Below are 15,350 nucleotides of genomic sequence, written 5' to 3' on the forward strand. Positions count from 1 at the left end.
ATGCTTGATTCAGCATGTCCAGTCATGCTCAAACATCATGAATTGGCATGTGGCTGATGATATGCAAACTGGCGTTGGTAGTTGCATTACATGAATACAGACTCAAACGGACTGATTTGAATGTCAAAAATGAATTGGCGTATGATGCACCGCAAAAAACGACCCGAACTATGACATATCAATATCATCATGTCGAGCTGCGGCTTGCCCTGAAGCCCGCGCGGAGAACTCATCATTCATTTTTTGCTCACGCTTCAGTTCGCGATGTTGCTCCTGATGATGATGCCGGGTTTCAAGTTTCCGATATGCGCCAACCTGGTTTTCCAAAGTCTGCCAGCGATCCCTGGCTTGTTCAAAACAGGTTTTGGCAAAATTAATCGCTTCTTGCTGTTGACGGATTGCCACATCAATCTTGGCAATAAATGCCTGATAATCGCGCCACTGATTGACACTGATACCGGACTGCTCCGTATGGCAGAGCCGCAATCGATACTCCTGACGAAAACCTTCGAGCTGCTGCAGTTTTTGTTCCGCATTCAGCCAATCGGCACGACAAGTCATCATCACTCTGGATGCATCTTCACTTTGACGTACAGCCTGATCCAGCAAAAGCTGGAATTGAAAAGGTCTGGCCATGAGCACAACTTAAGTAACTTAGGAAAAGACAACAACGGCTCAAAGCCATGTTCGCTTTGAGTCTAGACCATTTCCAACGCCAGCTCAGCCAACATCTGTCGGCTGGTATCATAACCTTCGCGCTCATGCAGCAGCTGTACCAGAAAAGCCTCCATTCGGGGCTGCAACGCAATTGCCTTGTCGAGTACAGGATCCGCTCCACGCACATAAGCACCAACACTGATCAAATCGCGATTCCGCTGATAACGCGAATAAAGATATTTGAAGCGGCGCACGATATCGACTTCCGACGGGGCGAGAATATCGGTCATCACCCGACTGATGGATGCCTCAACATCAATTGCCGGATAGTGACCCTGCTCGGCAAGGCTACGGGAAAGGACAAAATGGCCATCCAGAATGGCACGGGCACTATCTGCGATAGGATCCTGCTGGTCATCCCCTTCCGTCAGCACTGTATAGAAAGCGGTGATGGAACCGCCTCCCTCACGACCATTCCCGGCGCGCTCAACCAACTGGGGCAACTTGGCAAATACCGATGGCGGATAGCCTTTTGTTGCAGGAGGCTCCCCCACTGCCAAGGCGATCTCACGCTGAGCCATGGCATAACGTGTCAGCGAATCCATGATCAGCAGTACGTTATACCCTTTGTTGCGGAAATACTCAGCAATCGATGTCGCGTAGGATGCGCCATGCAGTCGCAACAAAGGCGGCGAATCGGCTGGCGCAGCCACCACCACTGAACGTCGCAAACCGGATTCACCCAGAATATTCTCGATGAAATCCTTGACTTCCCGCCCGCGCTCACCAATCAGGCCAACTACCACAATATCAGCCGTGGTATATCGTGCCATCATGCCAAGCAACACACTTTTACCCACGCCCGAGCCCGCAAATAGGCCAAGCCGTTGTCCGCGCCCCACTGTCAACAATGCATTGATAGCGCGTACGCCAACATCCAACGGCTCTCTTACTGGGGCTCGGTCCATTGGATTGAACGGGCGGGATGTCAACGGCACATACTCATGGACGTCGAGTGCGCCCAGCTTATCCAACGGTCGCCCTACCCCATCCACCACCCGGCCAAGCATACCTTCGCCAACGGCAACCTGCCGACCTTTATCCTCAATACGTCGAGCAGGATGGAATGATTCGCCATAAACCGGAATGCGGTATCCAATTGCATCGACTGGCACTACTGGCGCACCGGGCTCTAGCCCATAGGTATCGGAAACCGGCATCAGGAACAGTTTATCACCCGCGAAACCGACCACTTCGGCCTCGACCGAGTAACCATTGGGCATCAGAATGTAACAGCTACTACCCACAGGCAAGCGCAAACCAGCCGCCTCCAATACCAAGCCCGCGGCACGTGTCAATCTACCCGCAACCTGCCAAGGCCGGGCATCGGCTAGTACATCACGACACTGTGCTGTGAATTGCACCCATTTGTTCAAGACATCAGACATATTAGCCAATACTCACGACATCACCTTGCTTCCAACAGGCAATCGATACCGGGTAAGTCATCGTCAATCCAGCCAATCAGTCTGCTGCCCAAGGGTCGCAATCACTCGTTGCCAGCGAGTTGCAATCTCCGCATCAATCTCGCTGTTCCCAGCCAGAATTCGACAACCGCCGACCTTGATACTTTCGTCCGGGATCAAGTTCCAACCACTTTGCAACTCGTTACCCAACACTACCTCCACTGCCGCCAAATCAGCGGGGTTCAGTACAATACGTGGTGTTTGCGTAATGGCAGGCAGGCTCGCCACCGCCTCGCGGATCACTGCCGCCAGCATCTCAGGCTTGACCGCGATACTTTGCCGCAGTACTTGCCGTGCTACTTCCAGCACCAGGGTCAGCACATCCTGAGCAATATCATTCTCGAATGCCTCGCGCACTGCATTAATTTGATGAATAACTTGCTTGAGCTGTGCTATCTCGGCCGCCCCCGTCAGCCGCCCTTCGCTCAGACCTTGCTCAAAGCCCTGTTCGAACCCTGCCTTCTGCCCCTCTCCGAAAGCCTCCTGATAAGCCTCCTGATAAGCCTGCTGATGGATCGACTCGATCTCCTCCGCGGTTGGATAAGGCAGATTTTCCTGCACGGGCGCATCCACCACATCCTGAACAACCTCCTCAACAGGCACCATCACAAGCTCGTCTGACACTGTGGCGGGCTCAGCTCCAACCTGCTCAAGGCGCTCCTCGTCGAATGCAGCCAACTCCCATCGCTGGTACGCAGTCAGTTGTTCTTTGGGGATGATGTTATTCGACAAGGCCTTCATCTCCTCCGGTTGCAATCACAATCTGGCCTTCATCTGCCAGTCGACGCACGATCTTCAGAATTTCGCGTTGCTCTGCTTCCACCTCAGACAAACGTACCGGGCCTTTTGCCTCCAGGTCATCACGCAGCATCTCCGCAGCACGTTGAGACATATTGCGGAAAATCTTGTCCTTGAGCTCCTGATTCGTACCTTTCAAGGCAATGATCAACGACTCGGACTGCACCTCACGTAACAGTACCTGAATCGAACGGTCGTCCAACGCCAGTAGGTTGTCAAAGACAAACATCTTGTCCTGGATGCGCTGGGCCAGCTCCGGATCGTATTCACGAATCGAGGCCAAGGCTGAAGTCTCCACCTGCCCACCCATCAAATTCAGGATCTCCGCCGTGATCTGTACCCCGCCCATGGCACTCTTCTTGATCTTGTCAGTGCCAGACAGCAATTGCGTCAATACTTCGTTCAATTCGCGCAATGCCTGTGGTTGCACCCCTTCCAGCGTGGCAATACGCAACAGGACATCGTTACGTAAGCGTTCGACAAAATAGGACAATACCTCCGAAGCCTGATCCTGCTCCAGATGCACCAGCACAGTAGCAATGATCTGTGGGTGCTCGTTCTTGATCAATTCAGCCACTGCGGCCGAGTCCATCCATTTCAAGCCTTCAATACCCGTATTGGCTTCATTGCCCTGTAAAATTCGATCCAGCAAGTTATTGGCACGGTCGGTACCCAGTGCCTTGGTTAGCACACTGCGCAAGTATTCGTCGGCAGCCCCCAGGCTCGCCCGATTCTCCACCTCGACACGAAACTCGGCCAATACCTCTTCGATCTCTTGGCGATTGACGTTTTCCAACGCAGCCATGGTTGAGCCCAGCTTTTGCACCTCTTTGGGCCCAAGGAACTTGAATACCTCAACAGCAGATTCTTCACCCAGGCACAACAGCAGGATGGCGCTTTTGCGCATGCCGATATCACTCATCTTCGGACATCACCCATGTACGAACCACACTAGCCACCAGTCGTGGGTCATTCTTAGCCAGATCCTTGGCCATTTGAAGATTGTCTGCATAGGTCGCCATTCTACTTGCCACTTCCGCCTCCTCCTCCGCTGCGGCGGCCTCAGCCTCAAGCGCAGCTGCTTCTTCTGGTGAACCAGGCTCATAATGCGGTACATGCGGCGCCGTTTCTGGCACGCGTGTCATGTACTTGATGGCAGGTCGAATCACACCGAAGATCAGGTACAACACCACCAAGGAAATCAGGGCGTTCTTGAAGATCTGTTGCCAGTTGGCCTGCGCTTCTTGCGTTAGACGTTCAACCAAGGTTGGCGGTTCAACATTGGCATCAGCAAAAGGGGCATTGACAACATTGATCGAGTCACCACGCTGTTGGCTGTAACCCATCGCCTCCCGAACCAGGTTGTTGATCTGAGTCATTTCATTTGCAGGTCGGGCCTTGAAGGTCAGCTTGCCATCGGCAGCTTTCTCGCCTTTGTAATTGACCACAACAGCAGCAGACAGACGTTTGACATTGCCCAACGATTGCTTGACATGCTGTACGGTCTTATCGACCTCATAATTGATGGTCGATTCGCGATGGCTGGTGCCTTGCCCCGATGCGGCAGTACCAGTGGTGCCCTGACCGGGTTGGGCTGTAATCGGCGCAGTCGCATTGCCTGGTGGTTGATTCGAAAACGCTCCAGGCACCCCTGCAGCATTCTGCGGGCTGCCATTGACCGTCTCAACAGTCTGCTGACTTCGAATCGCCGACTTTTCGGGGGGCGAATTCGGTCGGAATGTTTCAGAGGTCTGTTCAGTCTCAGCAAAGTCCAGGTCCGCGGTCACCTCGGCCTTGGCATTGCCCTTACCAACAATCGGCTCCAGAATCGCCTCAATACGCTTGACGTAATCCCGTTCAATCTGCCGTACATAGCTGAGCTGCCGTGGGTCCAAACCACTGGAGTTGATCCCGTCCAGATTCTTGCTCAGCAAGTCTCCATTCTGATCCACCACAGTCACATTCTTGACCGGCATATCCGGTACGCTGCTGGAAATCAGATGCACCACCGCTGCGACCTGCGCCCCATCCAGCACCCGGCCCGGATGCAATGTCACCAATACAGAGGCCGAGGGCTTTTGCTGCTCGCGCAAAAAGACCGTTTGCCTGGGAATGGCCAAGTGTACACGGGCCGCCTGTACGGAAGACAAGGTTTCTATGGAGCGCGCCAGTTCACCTTCGATCGAACGCTGGTAATTGACTTGCTCGGCAAACTGACTGACACCCAGTTTCTGGTTGTCCATCAACTCGAAGCCCACCGTACCGCCCTTAGGCAAACCCTGTGCGGCCAGTTTCAAGCGGGTGTCGTAAACCAATTCTGCGGGCACACTGACTGTCCCACCCGCTTCCAGCTTATAGGGGATATTGAGCTGTTGCAGGCTCTGGGTAATCGCACCGCCATCCTTATCAGAGACGTTGCTGAACAGCACTTTGTAAGGCGCAGCCTGGGTCCACAATAGCGCGGCCACAATCAGGGCGATGGCGGTTGCCAAACCGACAATGACCGCGATCTTCTGATTGTTGGGTAGGCTGTTAAAGCGCTGCCGGATATTTTCTAGGAATTGCCGCAGGGCTTCTGGCATCGGTTAACCTGCTGGTACAGGGTCTTTATACTTGGATGTTCATTATTTCCTGGTAGGCGGACACCAGTTTATTGCGAACCTGAACCATGGTTTCGAACGAGAGGCTGGCCTTCTGCATCGCGATCATCACATCCTGCAGGTTGGTATCTGGATTACCCAACTCAAACTGTTGCTGCAGTTCGCGTGATTGCTGCTGGGCCTGACTGACCTGATCCAGACTGGATTTCAACAAGGCCGCGAAATCGACCGGTTGCGCCGGGTCGTTGGCTGACGAAGCAATGCCTCCCGCCGCTTTCGCGGACATTGCACGTAACTCACCGAGCATGTTGTCGATTCCGTTGATACTCATCTTCCTCGCCTCTTTCGGCGATTATAGCCAAATTGGCTGCAAAAGTAAGTCAGCAGCCAATTTTCCTGTTTTTCAAGCTCATACATCTTCGCCCTCTTCCCGAAACTGCTGCAATTTGTAACGCAAGGTACGCTCGCTGATACCCAACTTTTCTGCGGCTACCTTACGCACACCATTGGATGCCGCCAGAGTTTCCAGAATCAATCGTTTCTGATGGGCTCGCATATCCGCACCTTCCACTTCACCTCCGTCAGGTGAGATCGAGCTGAGTTCCGCATCGACAACGACCTTGCCAACGCGTTCGGGAAGCAGCAGGTGTTCCAGACTGATTGTACCGGTTGGCGATAGGATCAGCGCACGTTGCACCACGTTTTCCAGCTCTCGTACGTTACCCGGCCAATCATGCTGCTGCAAGGCCTGTTCAGCTGTTTTATCGAAACATACCGACATCCGGTGATCACGAGCTGCGTAACGTTCCAACAGGTGTTTGGCCAGCGGTACAATATCGCGTGGACGTTGGCGCAAAGGCGGTATCACCAGTGGAAAGACGTTCAGCCGGTAGAAGAGATCTTCACGAAACCGATGGTTGGCAACTTCAACTAGCATATCCCGATTACTGGTCGCCAGCACCCGAATATCCAGCTTGATCTGGCGAGTGCCACCTACACGCTCCAGCTGGCGCTCCTGCAGAACACGTAATAATTTGGCCTGCAAAGCCAGCGGCATCTCGGAAATCTCATCCAGCAACAATGTACCACCCTCAGCCTGCTCAAACTTGCCGGCGTGGGCCTGGGCCGCACCTGTGAAGGCGCCCTTTTCATGACCAAACAGCGTGGATTCCAGCAACTGCTCGGGAATAGCTGCGCAATTGATTGCAACAAACGGCCCTTTGGCGCGGAGGGAATGTGCATGCAGATAACGCGCATACATCTCTTTACCCACGCCACTCTCACCGGACAGCATTACCGTTGCATCCGATGTCGCCACTCGCCTGGCCAAAGCCAGCAGTACGATGGACTTTGCGTCCTCCGCAATCAATCCGACTTCATCATCGCTACGAGAAGGCAGCATGAAGCGAGCCAGCTCAGACAACAATGCAGTCGGTTCAAATGGTTTGAGCAGATAGTGCGCGGCGCCATCACGCATTGCTTGCACAGCCCGCTGGATATCACCATACGCCGTCATCAACAAAAATGGGACCTGCGGGTGTTGCCGCTTCACCGCCAGCAATAATTCGTAACCATCCATCGGGCGCATCTGTACATCAGATACGATCAATCCGATTGGCTCCCGGCCTAATATGGATAAAGCATCGCTACCATCTACCGCCGCACGGACCGTATAGCCAGATAACGTCAGCGTATCAAGCAATGCTTCGCGCAGTGCGTCATCATCCTCCACGACCAGTACAGGCAAGGGTTTCATTGGTGTCATCGTATCGTCGCACCTCAAGGGCTGCGGAATCTAAGCCAGCAGCGCCTGGTTGGCAACTGGGGAAATCAACCAGCAGGGCTGACTTGTGCTTTACTTTTACCCGCCAGATACGCGAGTACACGACCAGCCATTTCCTTCAATGGCACGACTTCATGCACACCACCAAGCGCAATGGCTTCCTTAGGCATACCGAACACCACGCAGGATGCTTCATCCTGCGCAAAGTTGTGCGCGCCAGCTTGACGCATTTCCAGCATACAGGCAGCACCATCTTTGCCCATCCCGGTCAGGATGACGCCGACACAATTCTTCCCACCCAAGTTGGCTGCAGAGCGAAATAATACATCTACGGACGGGCGATGGCGATTGACGGGTGGGCCTTGATTCAGGTCACAAACATAGTGGGCTCCATGCCAACCCAACAACAAGTGGGAATGGCCAGGCGCAATGTATGCGAAACCTGGGCGCACGACCTGCAGATGCTCTGCTTCGCGCACCGAAATCCGGCATAGGCCATCCAATCGCTCAGCAAATGACTTGGTAAACATCTGCGGCATATGCTGCGCAATCAGAATCGGTGGTGAATCAGGTGGCATCGGCAACAGAAACTCTTTGATTGCTTCTGTCCCACCAGTCGATGCCCCCACGATAATCAACGGCTCGATACGTGGTGGCGTTATAGTGCGCCGAGGCAGCACCACATCTGCACTGTGTGACGGGAGAACTTCGATGACAATCCCCTCAATATCTACGTGGCAGACCTCACCCAGCCAATTTCACGCAGCAACTAGGTTTTGTAGACACGGCTTCATGCCGCCCCAACCATACGTGGCACGAAATAGAGTACCACTTCATTACCGGTTCCCGAGTATTGCATATATGACACCAACGATTTCACCAGTCGAATTCCGCGGCCATGGGTCAGGCGACTGGTTCCCTGGCTTTTCTCCAGTGAGGAAAAGTCAAAACCGGCGCCCGAATCCCGAATATGGATACGCAACGCCCGCTTACCCTGAATATCCACCTGCGACAATTCAAGCTCGATCTCGCCACGACTCAACATTTCCAAACGCTCCGAACGAATACGCAAATATTCGTCCATACCCGCTTCTGCCGTTTTCAATGCAGAGGGAACCTCCAACAAGCCATGATCAAGTGCGTTGTTGAACAGTTCTGACAGGATCAGGAAAATATCGGACAGTGCAGGCTTCAAATAATCGATCTGCTTCACAAACTCCATCAACAATGGGACGACACTGCAGCGCCTCAGTTCGTTGGGCCCCAGAGTCAGTGCAATCCGCCAATGCAGGTCAGTCGCCACACTGGAGTCGATGTCATTACGAATCGAGTAGGAGGCCGCCGGTTGCAACTCACCCGCAGCACAATGCACCATGGCCAGCGAAACATCATCATGAAAAGCTGTGCCTTGCATGAAGGTACCCAGATCAGACTGCAACTTGATAAATGCATCTTTACCGGGCGAAGTACGGAAGGCTTCAAAAATCGGCTCGATGCCAAACAGCCTGCCATCTTCACGGCGCGCCTCAATCAGACCATCAGAGCAAAAAAACAGCCACCCCTCATCGTCATAACTAATATGCGCCGTTGTTGCATTGAATTCATTGGTGGGCAGGATACCCAGCGGCAGGTGATGGGATTTCCACCGTGCCCGTTCGTTACCACGAGAATCAAAGAACAGAATATCCGGCATACCACCATTCCAGACTTCGACCTGACGATTGACTGGATCAACCGAAGCAATCGACACCGCGACAAAGCGGCCAACTGGTAATACCTGACGGATCTTGCTATTGATTTCAGAGAGAATTTCAGGAACCGAAAACCCTTTTTCCGTCATTGTATAAAAGGGTTGGGTAAGCGGCAGTACATTAAGCGCAGCTGTCAAACCATGACCGATGCCATCGGCCAGCATCACATAAAACCGATGCCCCGGCGTTCGGGCCGCGGCGATCAAATCACCGGACAGGCTTTCTGCTGGCGTAATCGAATAGGTCAGCGCCGGATCAGCCAAGCGATCGGCATTGACCATTTGTTCCATCAGATGCCGGGCAACGCGTTTTTCTTCTTCGGCGCGCTCGTAGTAATCCGCCAGTTTGGCTGACTGCTCACGTACCTTTTGATGTAACTCGATAGAACGCTCGATGGCCTTGATCTTGGCTTCGAGAATACGGAAATTGATTGGCTTGAGCAGGTAATCGTCTGCACCCTGCTCAATTGCATCTGCCAGCCGATTTTCCTCGCCAATCGCAGTCACGAACACAATCGGAACCCACCGATCCCTGGCCAACGATTTGATGCGAGTGGCTGCCTCAGGCCCGTCCATGATGGGCATCATCATATCCATCAGAACCATATCGGGCACTTCGGATACGAACAAATCGATAGCCTGTTGCCCGTCTCGTGCCAGTACGGTCTGATGCCCTAATGCAGTGACGAACTTTTGCATCAGCAAAAGCATGATTTCTGCGTCATCTACAATCAGGATTTTCATAATAGACGCGATTGGCTCTGATCAGCGGATGGTGAATATCTTGCCGAAGCAGGCAATCTCAAGCACTTGGCGTACCGTATCCTTGCAATTTACCAAGGCCAGACTCTTATTTGCAGCATTGACCTTTTCTTTCACCAGCAGCAGCATACCCAATGCTGAAGAATCCAGATAAGTCACACGCTGAAAATCAATCTGCACCTCGTTCACTTCCGGATTGGCAATGACGGTTTCGCAACACTGCCGAAAATCGCGATGCGAATTGAAATCGAACTGGCCAGCCAGTATCACCTTCGCTACCTTGCCTTCGTATTCCACTTTAGGGCTCATTCATTCCACCTTAAGTATCAACCAGAGGCGCAACCTGTTGGGAGCCTCGAACACACAGCCTGTGCAGCGAGCGCTGATGACATTCCAGGCTCTTCACTCATTCCACGCGAAGCGGTCCAACAATCAATCGCACAAGACGACATGCCGAATTCAGCTGCAACGAGTGTAAACAGTATGGTTTCCGAGTTGTCCTGATCCAATCAGCCCGACGGATCAATTTGGTCGCGCTTGATTTCTATTAACAATAGCCACCGAGTCAACGAGTGGCAACTCAATTGCAAATCTCGTGCCCAAGCCAAGACGTGATTCTACCGTGATGTGGCCCCCATGCGCTTCCACTACCTGTTTGACAATTGCCAGCCCAAGCCCAGTACCATCTGTCCGGGTCGTGAAAAAAGGTTCGAACAAATGACCAAGCGTTTCTTCGGACATGCCACACCCGCCATCCGAGATCGTCACATGCAAGCTATTGGCAACACGTGCCTCCAGGCGTACCTGCTGTCCTGGCTGACAAGCGCGAATGGCATTATCCAGCAAATTCAACAATGCCCCCGACAGTGCCTGCCGATCGCATGTCAGCATAGCCCCTCCGACTGATTGATCCACCACAAATATCAGTTGGGCCAATGATGCTTGAGGCTCCATAACCTGATCGACCTCATCCAGCAATTCGGCCACGGCCACTTGCTCAGTACCCGCTACCGCTGCACCTTTGACGAAACGCAACATATCCTGAATCAAATGCTCCAGCACCCGCATTCGCTCAAGGGCTTTGTTTGAAAAACGCTTGCGATCTTCTTCAGCCAATGCTGGACGTGTCAGGTTGGCACAGTAAAGCATGGCTGTCGACAAGGGGGTACGCAATTGATGAGCCAACGCGGCCGACATTCTTCCCATCTCGACCAGACGTTGCTGTTTGGCCAGCTGTATACGCATCTGATACGGCTCGGATAGATCATGTAACAACACAATAAACCCGCCTGAGCCAGCCAGCCCGTTTTCAACGACATTCAGTATCCGATCATGCACGTCGCTCAAACGCCACTCGCCAGGTGTATCCAACGCAATCAGGCGTGTTGACAATAAGGCATCCCACGTCTGACCCATTACGTCACTACCCAGAATGCCATCGGCAGCCGCATTCAGGGCCACAATCCGGCGCCGATCATCCAACTCTACCACGCCAGCAGGTAGCGCCTGCATCAGTGCAACCAAACGCTCCGACAAGCTGGCCTTTTCTGCGTATTGCCGCTTCAGTTCGCCATTGGCAACACCCAACTCATCTGTCAACCGTTGCGCCTGCTGCTGCAGCTCGGCATAAGAATCGGTCAATTGCCGAGAGGCCTCGGTAAACATCGCAAATGCTTGTTCCAACTCACTGCGATCCTGATCCATCGGTTGTGTTGTGATCGGCATAACGGCATACCTTAAGAGTTAAGTCGGACGTACTGTTCGGTCTTACCCACACCTCCACCAGAAGCCCCATTGTCATGTCACGTATGCCTTGTTGACGACAAACGCACCAAATGGAATATCGCTCAAAAGCTTTTGACAAAACAATGAAATTTCAATGTTTTCGATTCAGCCTGCAAAGCAGCGTGGCTTGCCAGTGGCGGTATACGCTCGAAGAACCGTATATCAAGGTGACATTCGCGCCAACACCGACTATACACAGTCTAGGCACGGTTCGCGCAGTAAGATCAAGGCGCATGGCTTGATTCAGGTTGATGGTTTATAAATGAAGTGACATGCCGGAAAGAAAAGTTAAATAGTATTTAATGAAATTCTAATATAATTCTCGGCACGGCTACAGAACTTGACCTACACTAAATGTAGCGATCCTGGCGGCGTGCCGAAAACGGTGGTAGCCAGCGAAATGCGCAAATTGCAACAATGCTGACGTTTATCTTGGAGTGACAATCGTGTCAGATCTGCTGAAAAGCATTGACGCCCGTACCAAACTGGCTGGCACCAACAAGCTGGAAATCCTGTTGTTTACCCTTGGTCTGGATGAGCGGACCAAGCGCCGTGAAAACTTTGGCATCAATGTGTTCAAGGTCCGTGAGGTCATGCGGACCCCCGAAATCACCCGTGCACCAGACATGCCTTCTGCAGTAGAAGGCATGGTCAGTCTGCGTGGTCAATTGGTGCCCGTTGTCGATCTTGCCAAATATTCCGGCGTACAGACATCAGCCAAACCGGAGATCATGATCGTAACCGAGTACAACGGCCATACTCAGGGTTTTCTGGTGGAAGCCGTTGACACCATTCTGCGCCTGGATTGGTCGTCAATGCGCGTGCCGCCGGAAATGCTGCAACGTGAAATGGGTGGCTTGGTCACCGCCGTCACCGAGTTGGAAGGTGGCAAATTGATCATGATGATGGACGTCGAAAAAGTGCTAGCAGAAACATCGCCCCGCTCTGACGACGATATCCACATCAACACCATCAAGTCCCAGGAAGTCAAAGGCAAGACCGTGTTCTTTGCCGACGATTCGATGATAGCCCGCAAGCAGATTGCCAAAACGCTGGATGTCATGGGCATCCATCATATGTCAGCCATCAATGGCCGAAAGGCATGGGAAGAGCTGCAGAAGATTGCCAACAAGTGCGAAGCAATGGGCGAACTGGTCTCCCTCAAAATTGATCTGATCCTGACCGACATTGAAATGCCGGAGATGGATGGCTATATGTTGACTAAGATGATCAAGTCAGACTCACGTTTTCAGGGGATTCCCATCTTGATGCACTCGTCACTGTCGGGGCAATCCAACCAGAAATTGGGGCAATCAGTCGGGGTAGATGGCTATGTCACCAAGTTCGAACCACAAAAGCTGTCGGAAGCTGTCACCAAAATGCTCATCAGGGAATGACCAACCCGAGCCCACACACCGACAGACAAGGAACTGCCGATGACCATGAACTTTAGTGCCAATGAATCACTGATGGAGAATATCGACGCGCGCACCAAGCTCGCGGGCTCCAACAAGATGGAAATCCTGTTGTTCACGTTAGGCACCAAAGAAACATTCGGGATCAACGTCTTCAAAGTCAGGGAAGTGTCGCAAACCCCCAAGATCACCAAGACACCCAATATGCCATTTGGCGTGGAAGGGGTGATTTCGTTGCGCGGCAATATCATTCCGGTCATTTCGCTGGCCAAGTTCATGGGCAATGGTGACCCGGAAGGCAAATTCTCGGACACCATGATCGTCACCGAATTCAGCAAGCATACCCAAGCTTTTCTGGTCGCAGATGTCGACCGGATCATCAGGGTGGATTGGGATAAGGTCCGCGCACCGGAAATCATGCTGGCGGGTAACCAGGGCCTGATCACTGCGCTGACCGAATTGCCTGACGGCAAGCTGGTATCGATTCTTGATGTCGAACAGATTCTCGCCAGCGTCATCGGCGAAAAAGCCGTGCCGGATATTCAGTCGGTACAGCCAGCACAGGAAACATTCATGTTTTTTGTCGACGATTCAGCCATCGCACGCAAAGAGATCGTGTCGGTTCTCGACAAGCTTGGTGTCAAATACTATCAGGCCAACAATGGCAAGGAAGCCTGGGACAAACTGCAAAACATCGCCAACCGTGTACTGCAAGATGGTGAAGCACTCAGGGATTATCTGAAAGTCATCCTCGTGGATGCTGAAATGCCGGAAATGGACGGATATGTACTGACCAAGTACATCAAGTCCGACACCCGTTTCCGAGGGATTCCGGTTGTAATGCATTCCTCGCTTTCCTCCGCGGCCAACCGCGCGATGGGAAGTAGTGTTGGGGTCGATGCGTATGTGGCAAAATTTGACCCGATCGTTCTGGCAGATACCCTTGGCCCACTGTTACTGGGCTGACAGGCTGGACGAGATACACCTACCCAATTCAGATGAACTTCCCGGCCGATGCTCATGGCTGGAACGCGAGTAAAGCGGAGATATAAGCGATGGCTGACAAAAATATGCGGTTCTTGGTTGTTGACGATTTTTCCACGATGCGAAGAATCGTCCGCAACCTGCTCAAGGAGCTGGGTTTTGGCAACGTCGACGAAGCCGAAGATGGCCAAGTTGCACTGCATAAACTCAAGAACTCACAGTTCGACTTTGTCGTGTCCGACTGGAACATGCCGAACATGACCGGTATTGAACTACTTAAAGCCGTTCGAGCCGATCCGGGGTTGAAAGACCTTCCTTTTCTGATGATCACCGCTGAGGCCAAAAAAGAGAACATCATCGAAGCGGCAGGCGCAGGTGCCAGTGGATACATTGTCAAACCGTTTACCGCAGCAACCCTGGACGAAAAACTCAACAAGATTTTCGAGAAGCTCGGAAAGTAGGAGGCCTAGAAAGTGAATAACGCAGCCTTGGACAGTGGTGACTCCGACGAATTGCAAGCGCTGTTTGACAGTATCGTCGAATCAAACAAATCCAGCGTGGAACCCCCTCCTCCCGCAGCAACGCCAGCACCAGTTCCCACTGCGGCGGCCACGCCCGCCGAAGAGAGTGCACCGGCCAAGGCTGTATTCAACATGAGCGATATGGGTGACCAGGCATCTTCCATGTTCTCGAAAATTGGCCAGCTCACTCGCCACTTACACGATACGCTGCGTGAGCTGGGTTATGACAAGTCGCTGGAAGAAGCAGCGGCAGCCATTCCCGATGCCAGGGATCGCCTCAATTACGTTGCCACCATGACTGAGCAAGCTGCCGAACGTGCGCTGAACGCTGTAGACGCGGCGATGCCACTGCAGGAAAAAATTCAGGACCGATCCGGCGAACTAGTTGAAAAATGGGAGAAGCTCTTCAACAAGCAGCTTTCCGTTGAGGAATTCAAAGTGCTGGCGCACGAAACTCGGCAGTTCCTGAACGAAACCAACCAGCACAGTAAAGATACCAGTTCCCAGCTGCTGGAAATCATGATGGCACAAGACTTTCAGGACCTGACTGGGCAGGTGATTAAAAAAATTGTCGGCATGGCCAAGGATATGGAACAACATCTACTCGGCTTTCTGGTCGAGTTTGCATCACAAAATCGGCGAGCAGACAGTAGCTTGCTGAACGGGCCAGTCGTCAACGCAGAAGGCCGCGCCGATGTGGTCACCAGCCAGGAACAGGTCGACGACCTGCTCGAAAGCCTCGGCTTCTGAGCTGTCGCGTGTGCAGTCA

Annotated in this window: 14 protein-coding genes and 1 pseudogene; 4 read left to right on the top strand and 11 right to left on the bottom strand. The window is 52.7% G+C overall.

Features of this window, described 5'->3' with window-relative positions; all coding sequences use genetic code 11:
- Nucleotides 1-168: 168 nt before the first annotated feature.
- The 11 genes and pseudogenes from fliJ to FFS57_RS03400 form a co-directional block, all read right to left on the bottom strand.
- Nucleotides 169-636, bottom strand: a complete 468-nt coding sequence (gene fliJ, locus FFS57_RS03350) for a flagellar export protein FliJ (RefSeq protein WP_137936343.1) — start codon at nucleotides 634-636, stop codon at nucleotides 169-171.
- A gap of 62 nt (nucleotides 637-698) precedes the next feature.
- Nucleotides 699-2,105, bottom strand: coding sequence for a flagellar protein export ATPase FliI (fliI, locus tag FFS57_RS03355; RefSeq protein WP_137936344.1), 1,407 nt, complete (start codon nucleotides 2,103-2,105; stop codon nucleotides 699-701).
- A 63-nt stretch (nucleotides 2,106-2,168) separates the two neighbouring features.
- The gene (locus FFS57_RS03360; protein WP_171013548.1) at nucleotides 2,169-2,915 is read right to left on the bottom strand and encodes a flagellar assembly protein FliH; all 747 of its coding nucleotides are present in this window, start codon (nucleotides 2,913-2,915) and stop codon (nucleotides 2,169-2,171) included.
- Nucleotides 2,905-3,903, bottom strand: coding sequence for a flagellar motor switch protein FliG (gene fliG, locus FFS57_RS03365; RefSeq protein WP_137936346.1), 999 nt, complete (start codon nucleotides 3,901-3,903; stop codon nucleotides 2,905-2,907). Before fliG ends, FFS57_RS03360 begins: the two co-directional genes overlap by 11 nt.
- Nucleotides 3,896-5,563: a flagellar basal-body MS-ring/collar protein FliF gene (gene fliF / locus FFS57_RS03370; protein WP_137936347.1), complete on the bottom strand. Its 1,668-nt coding sequence runs from the start codon at nucleotides 5,561-5,563 to the stop codon at nucleotides 3,896-3,898. The genes fliG and fliF overlap by 8 nt, the downstream gene beginning before the upstream one ends.
- 25 nt (nucleotides 5,564-5,588) lie before the next feature.
- The gene (gene fliE, locus FFS57_RS03375) at nucleotides 5,589-5,912 is read right to left on the bottom strand and encodes a flagellar hook-basal body complex protein FliE (RefSeq protein ID WP_137936348.1); all 324 of its coding nucleotides are present in this window, start codon (nucleotides 5,910-5,912) and stop codon (nucleotides 5,589-5,591) included.
- A gap of 78 nt (nucleotides 5,913-5,990) precedes the next feature.
- On the bottom strand, nucleotides 5,991-7,337 hold the full coding sequence (locus FFS57_RS03380; RefSeq protein WP_137936349.1) for a sigma-54-dependent transcriptional regulator: 1,347 nt from the start codon (nucleotides 7,335-7,337) through the stop codon (nucleotides 5,991-5,993).
- Between the two features lie 74 nt (nucleotides 7,338-7,411).
- Nucleotides 7,412-8,053 (bottom strand): annotated as a pseudogene (locus FFS57_RS03385) (chemotaxis protein CheB); the annotation flags it as partial.
- Between the two features lie 101 nt (nucleotides 8,054-8,154).
- Entirely contained in the window at nucleotides 8,155-9,858 is a 1,704-nt protein-coding gene (locus FFS57_RS03390; protein ID WP_137936351.1) for an ATP-binding SpoIIE family protein phosphatase, read from the bottom strand.
- Nucleotides 9,859-9,879: 21 nt separating this feature from the next.
- On the bottom strand, nucleotides 9,880-10,185 hold the full coding sequence (locus FFS57_RS03395; RefSeq protein ID WP_137936352.1) for an STAS domain-containing protein: 306 nt from the start codon (nucleotides 10,183-10,185) through the stop codon (nucleotides 9,880-9,882).
- A gap of 213 nt (nucleotides 10,186-10,398) precedes the next feature.
- Nucleotides 10,399-11,601 carry a sensor histidine kinase gene (locus FFS57_RS03400; protein WP_137936353.1) on the bottom strand — a complete coding sequence of 401 codons (1,203 nt, stop codon included), beginning with the start codon at nucleotides 11,599-11,601 and terminating at the stop codon, nucleotides 10,399-10,401.
- 506 nt (nucleotides 11,602-12,107) lie between these two features.
- Between FFS57_RS03400 and FFS57_RS03405 the strand changes: the two genes are divergently transcribed.
- From FFS57_RS03405 to cheZ, 4 genes are all read left to right on the top strand, one after another.
- Entirely contained in the window at nucleotides 12,108-13,058 is a 951-nt protein-coding gene (locus FFS57_RS03405) for a chemotaxis protein (protein ID WP_137936354.1), read from the top strand.
- 45 nt (nucleotides 13,059-13,103) lie between these two features.
- Entirely contained in the window at nucleotides 13,104-14,042 is a 939-nt protein-coding gene (locus tag FFS57_RS03410) for a chemotaxis protein (RefSeq protein WP_137936407.1), read from the top strand.
- 89 nt (nucleotides 14,043-14,131) lie between these two features.
- Nucleotides 14,132-14,521 carry a chemotaxis response regulator CheY gene (gene cheY / locus FFS57_RS03415; RefSeq protein WP_137936355.1) on the top strand — a complete coding sequence of 130 codons (390 nt, stop codon included), beginning with the start codon at nucleotides 14,132-14,134 and terminating at the stop codon, nucleotides 14,519-14,521.
- Between the two features lie 12 nt (nucleotides 14,522-14,533).
- Nucleotides 14,534-15,331 (top strand): protein phosphatase CheZ, encoded by a 798-nt coding sequence (gene cheZ, locus FFS57_RS03420; RefSeq protein WP_137936356.1) that lies wholly within the window; start codon nucleotides 14,534-14,536, stop codon nucleotides 15,329-15,331.
- The last annotated feature ends 19 nt before the right edge of the window (nucleotides 15,332-15,350 follow it).

It is taken from the genome of Chitinivorax sp. B, assembly GCF_005503445.1.
Lineage (GTDB): Bacteria > Pseudomonadota > Gammaproteobacteria > Burkholderiales > SCOH01 > Chitinivorax.

Bases quoted from the DNA above. Each gene is read 5' to 3' on its own strand.
- FFS57_RS03390 (WP_137936351.1), bottom strand. From the start codon at position 9,858: ATGAAAATCCTGATTGTAGATGACGCAGAAATCATGCTTTTGCTGATG.
- fliF (WP_137936347.1), bottom strand. From the start codon at position 5,563: ATGCCAGAAGCCCTGCGGCAATTCCTAGAAAATATCCGGCAGCGCTTT.
- fliG (WP_137936346.1), bottom strand. From the start codon at position 3,903: ATGAGTGATATCGGCATGCGCAAAAGCGCCATCCTGCTGTTGTGCCTG.
- FFS57_RS03410 (WP_137936407.1), top strand. From the start codon at position 13,104: ATGAACTTTAGTGCCAATGAATCACTGATGGAGAATATCGACGCGCGC.
- FFS57_RS03400 (WP_137936353.1), bottom strand. From the start codon at position 11,601: ATGCCGATCACAACACAACCGATGGATCAGGATCGCAGTGAGTTGGAA.
- fliJ (WP_137936343.1), bottom strand. From the start codon at position 636: ATGGCCAGACCTTTTCAATTCCAGCTTTTGCTGGATCAGGCTGTACGT.
- FFS57_RS03380 (WP_137936349.1), bottom strand. From the start codon at position 7,337: ATGAAACCCTTGCCTGTACTGGTCGTGGAGGATGATGACGCACTGCGC.
- fliE (WP_137936348.1), bottom strand. From the start codon at position 5,912: ATGAGTATCAACGGAATCGACAACATGCTCGGTGAGTTACGTGCAATG.
- cheY (WP_137936355.1), top strand. From the start codon at position 14,132: ATGGCTGACAAAAATATGCGGTTCTTGGTTGTTGACGATTTTTCCACG.
- fliI (WP_137936344.1), bottom strand. From the start codon at position 2,105: ATGTCTGATGTCTTGAACAAATGGGTGCAATTCACAGCACAGTGTCGT.
- FFS57_RS03395 (WP_137936352.1), bottom strand. From the start codon at position 10,185: ATGAGCCCTAAAGTGGAATACGAAGGCAAGGTAGCGAAGGTGATACTG.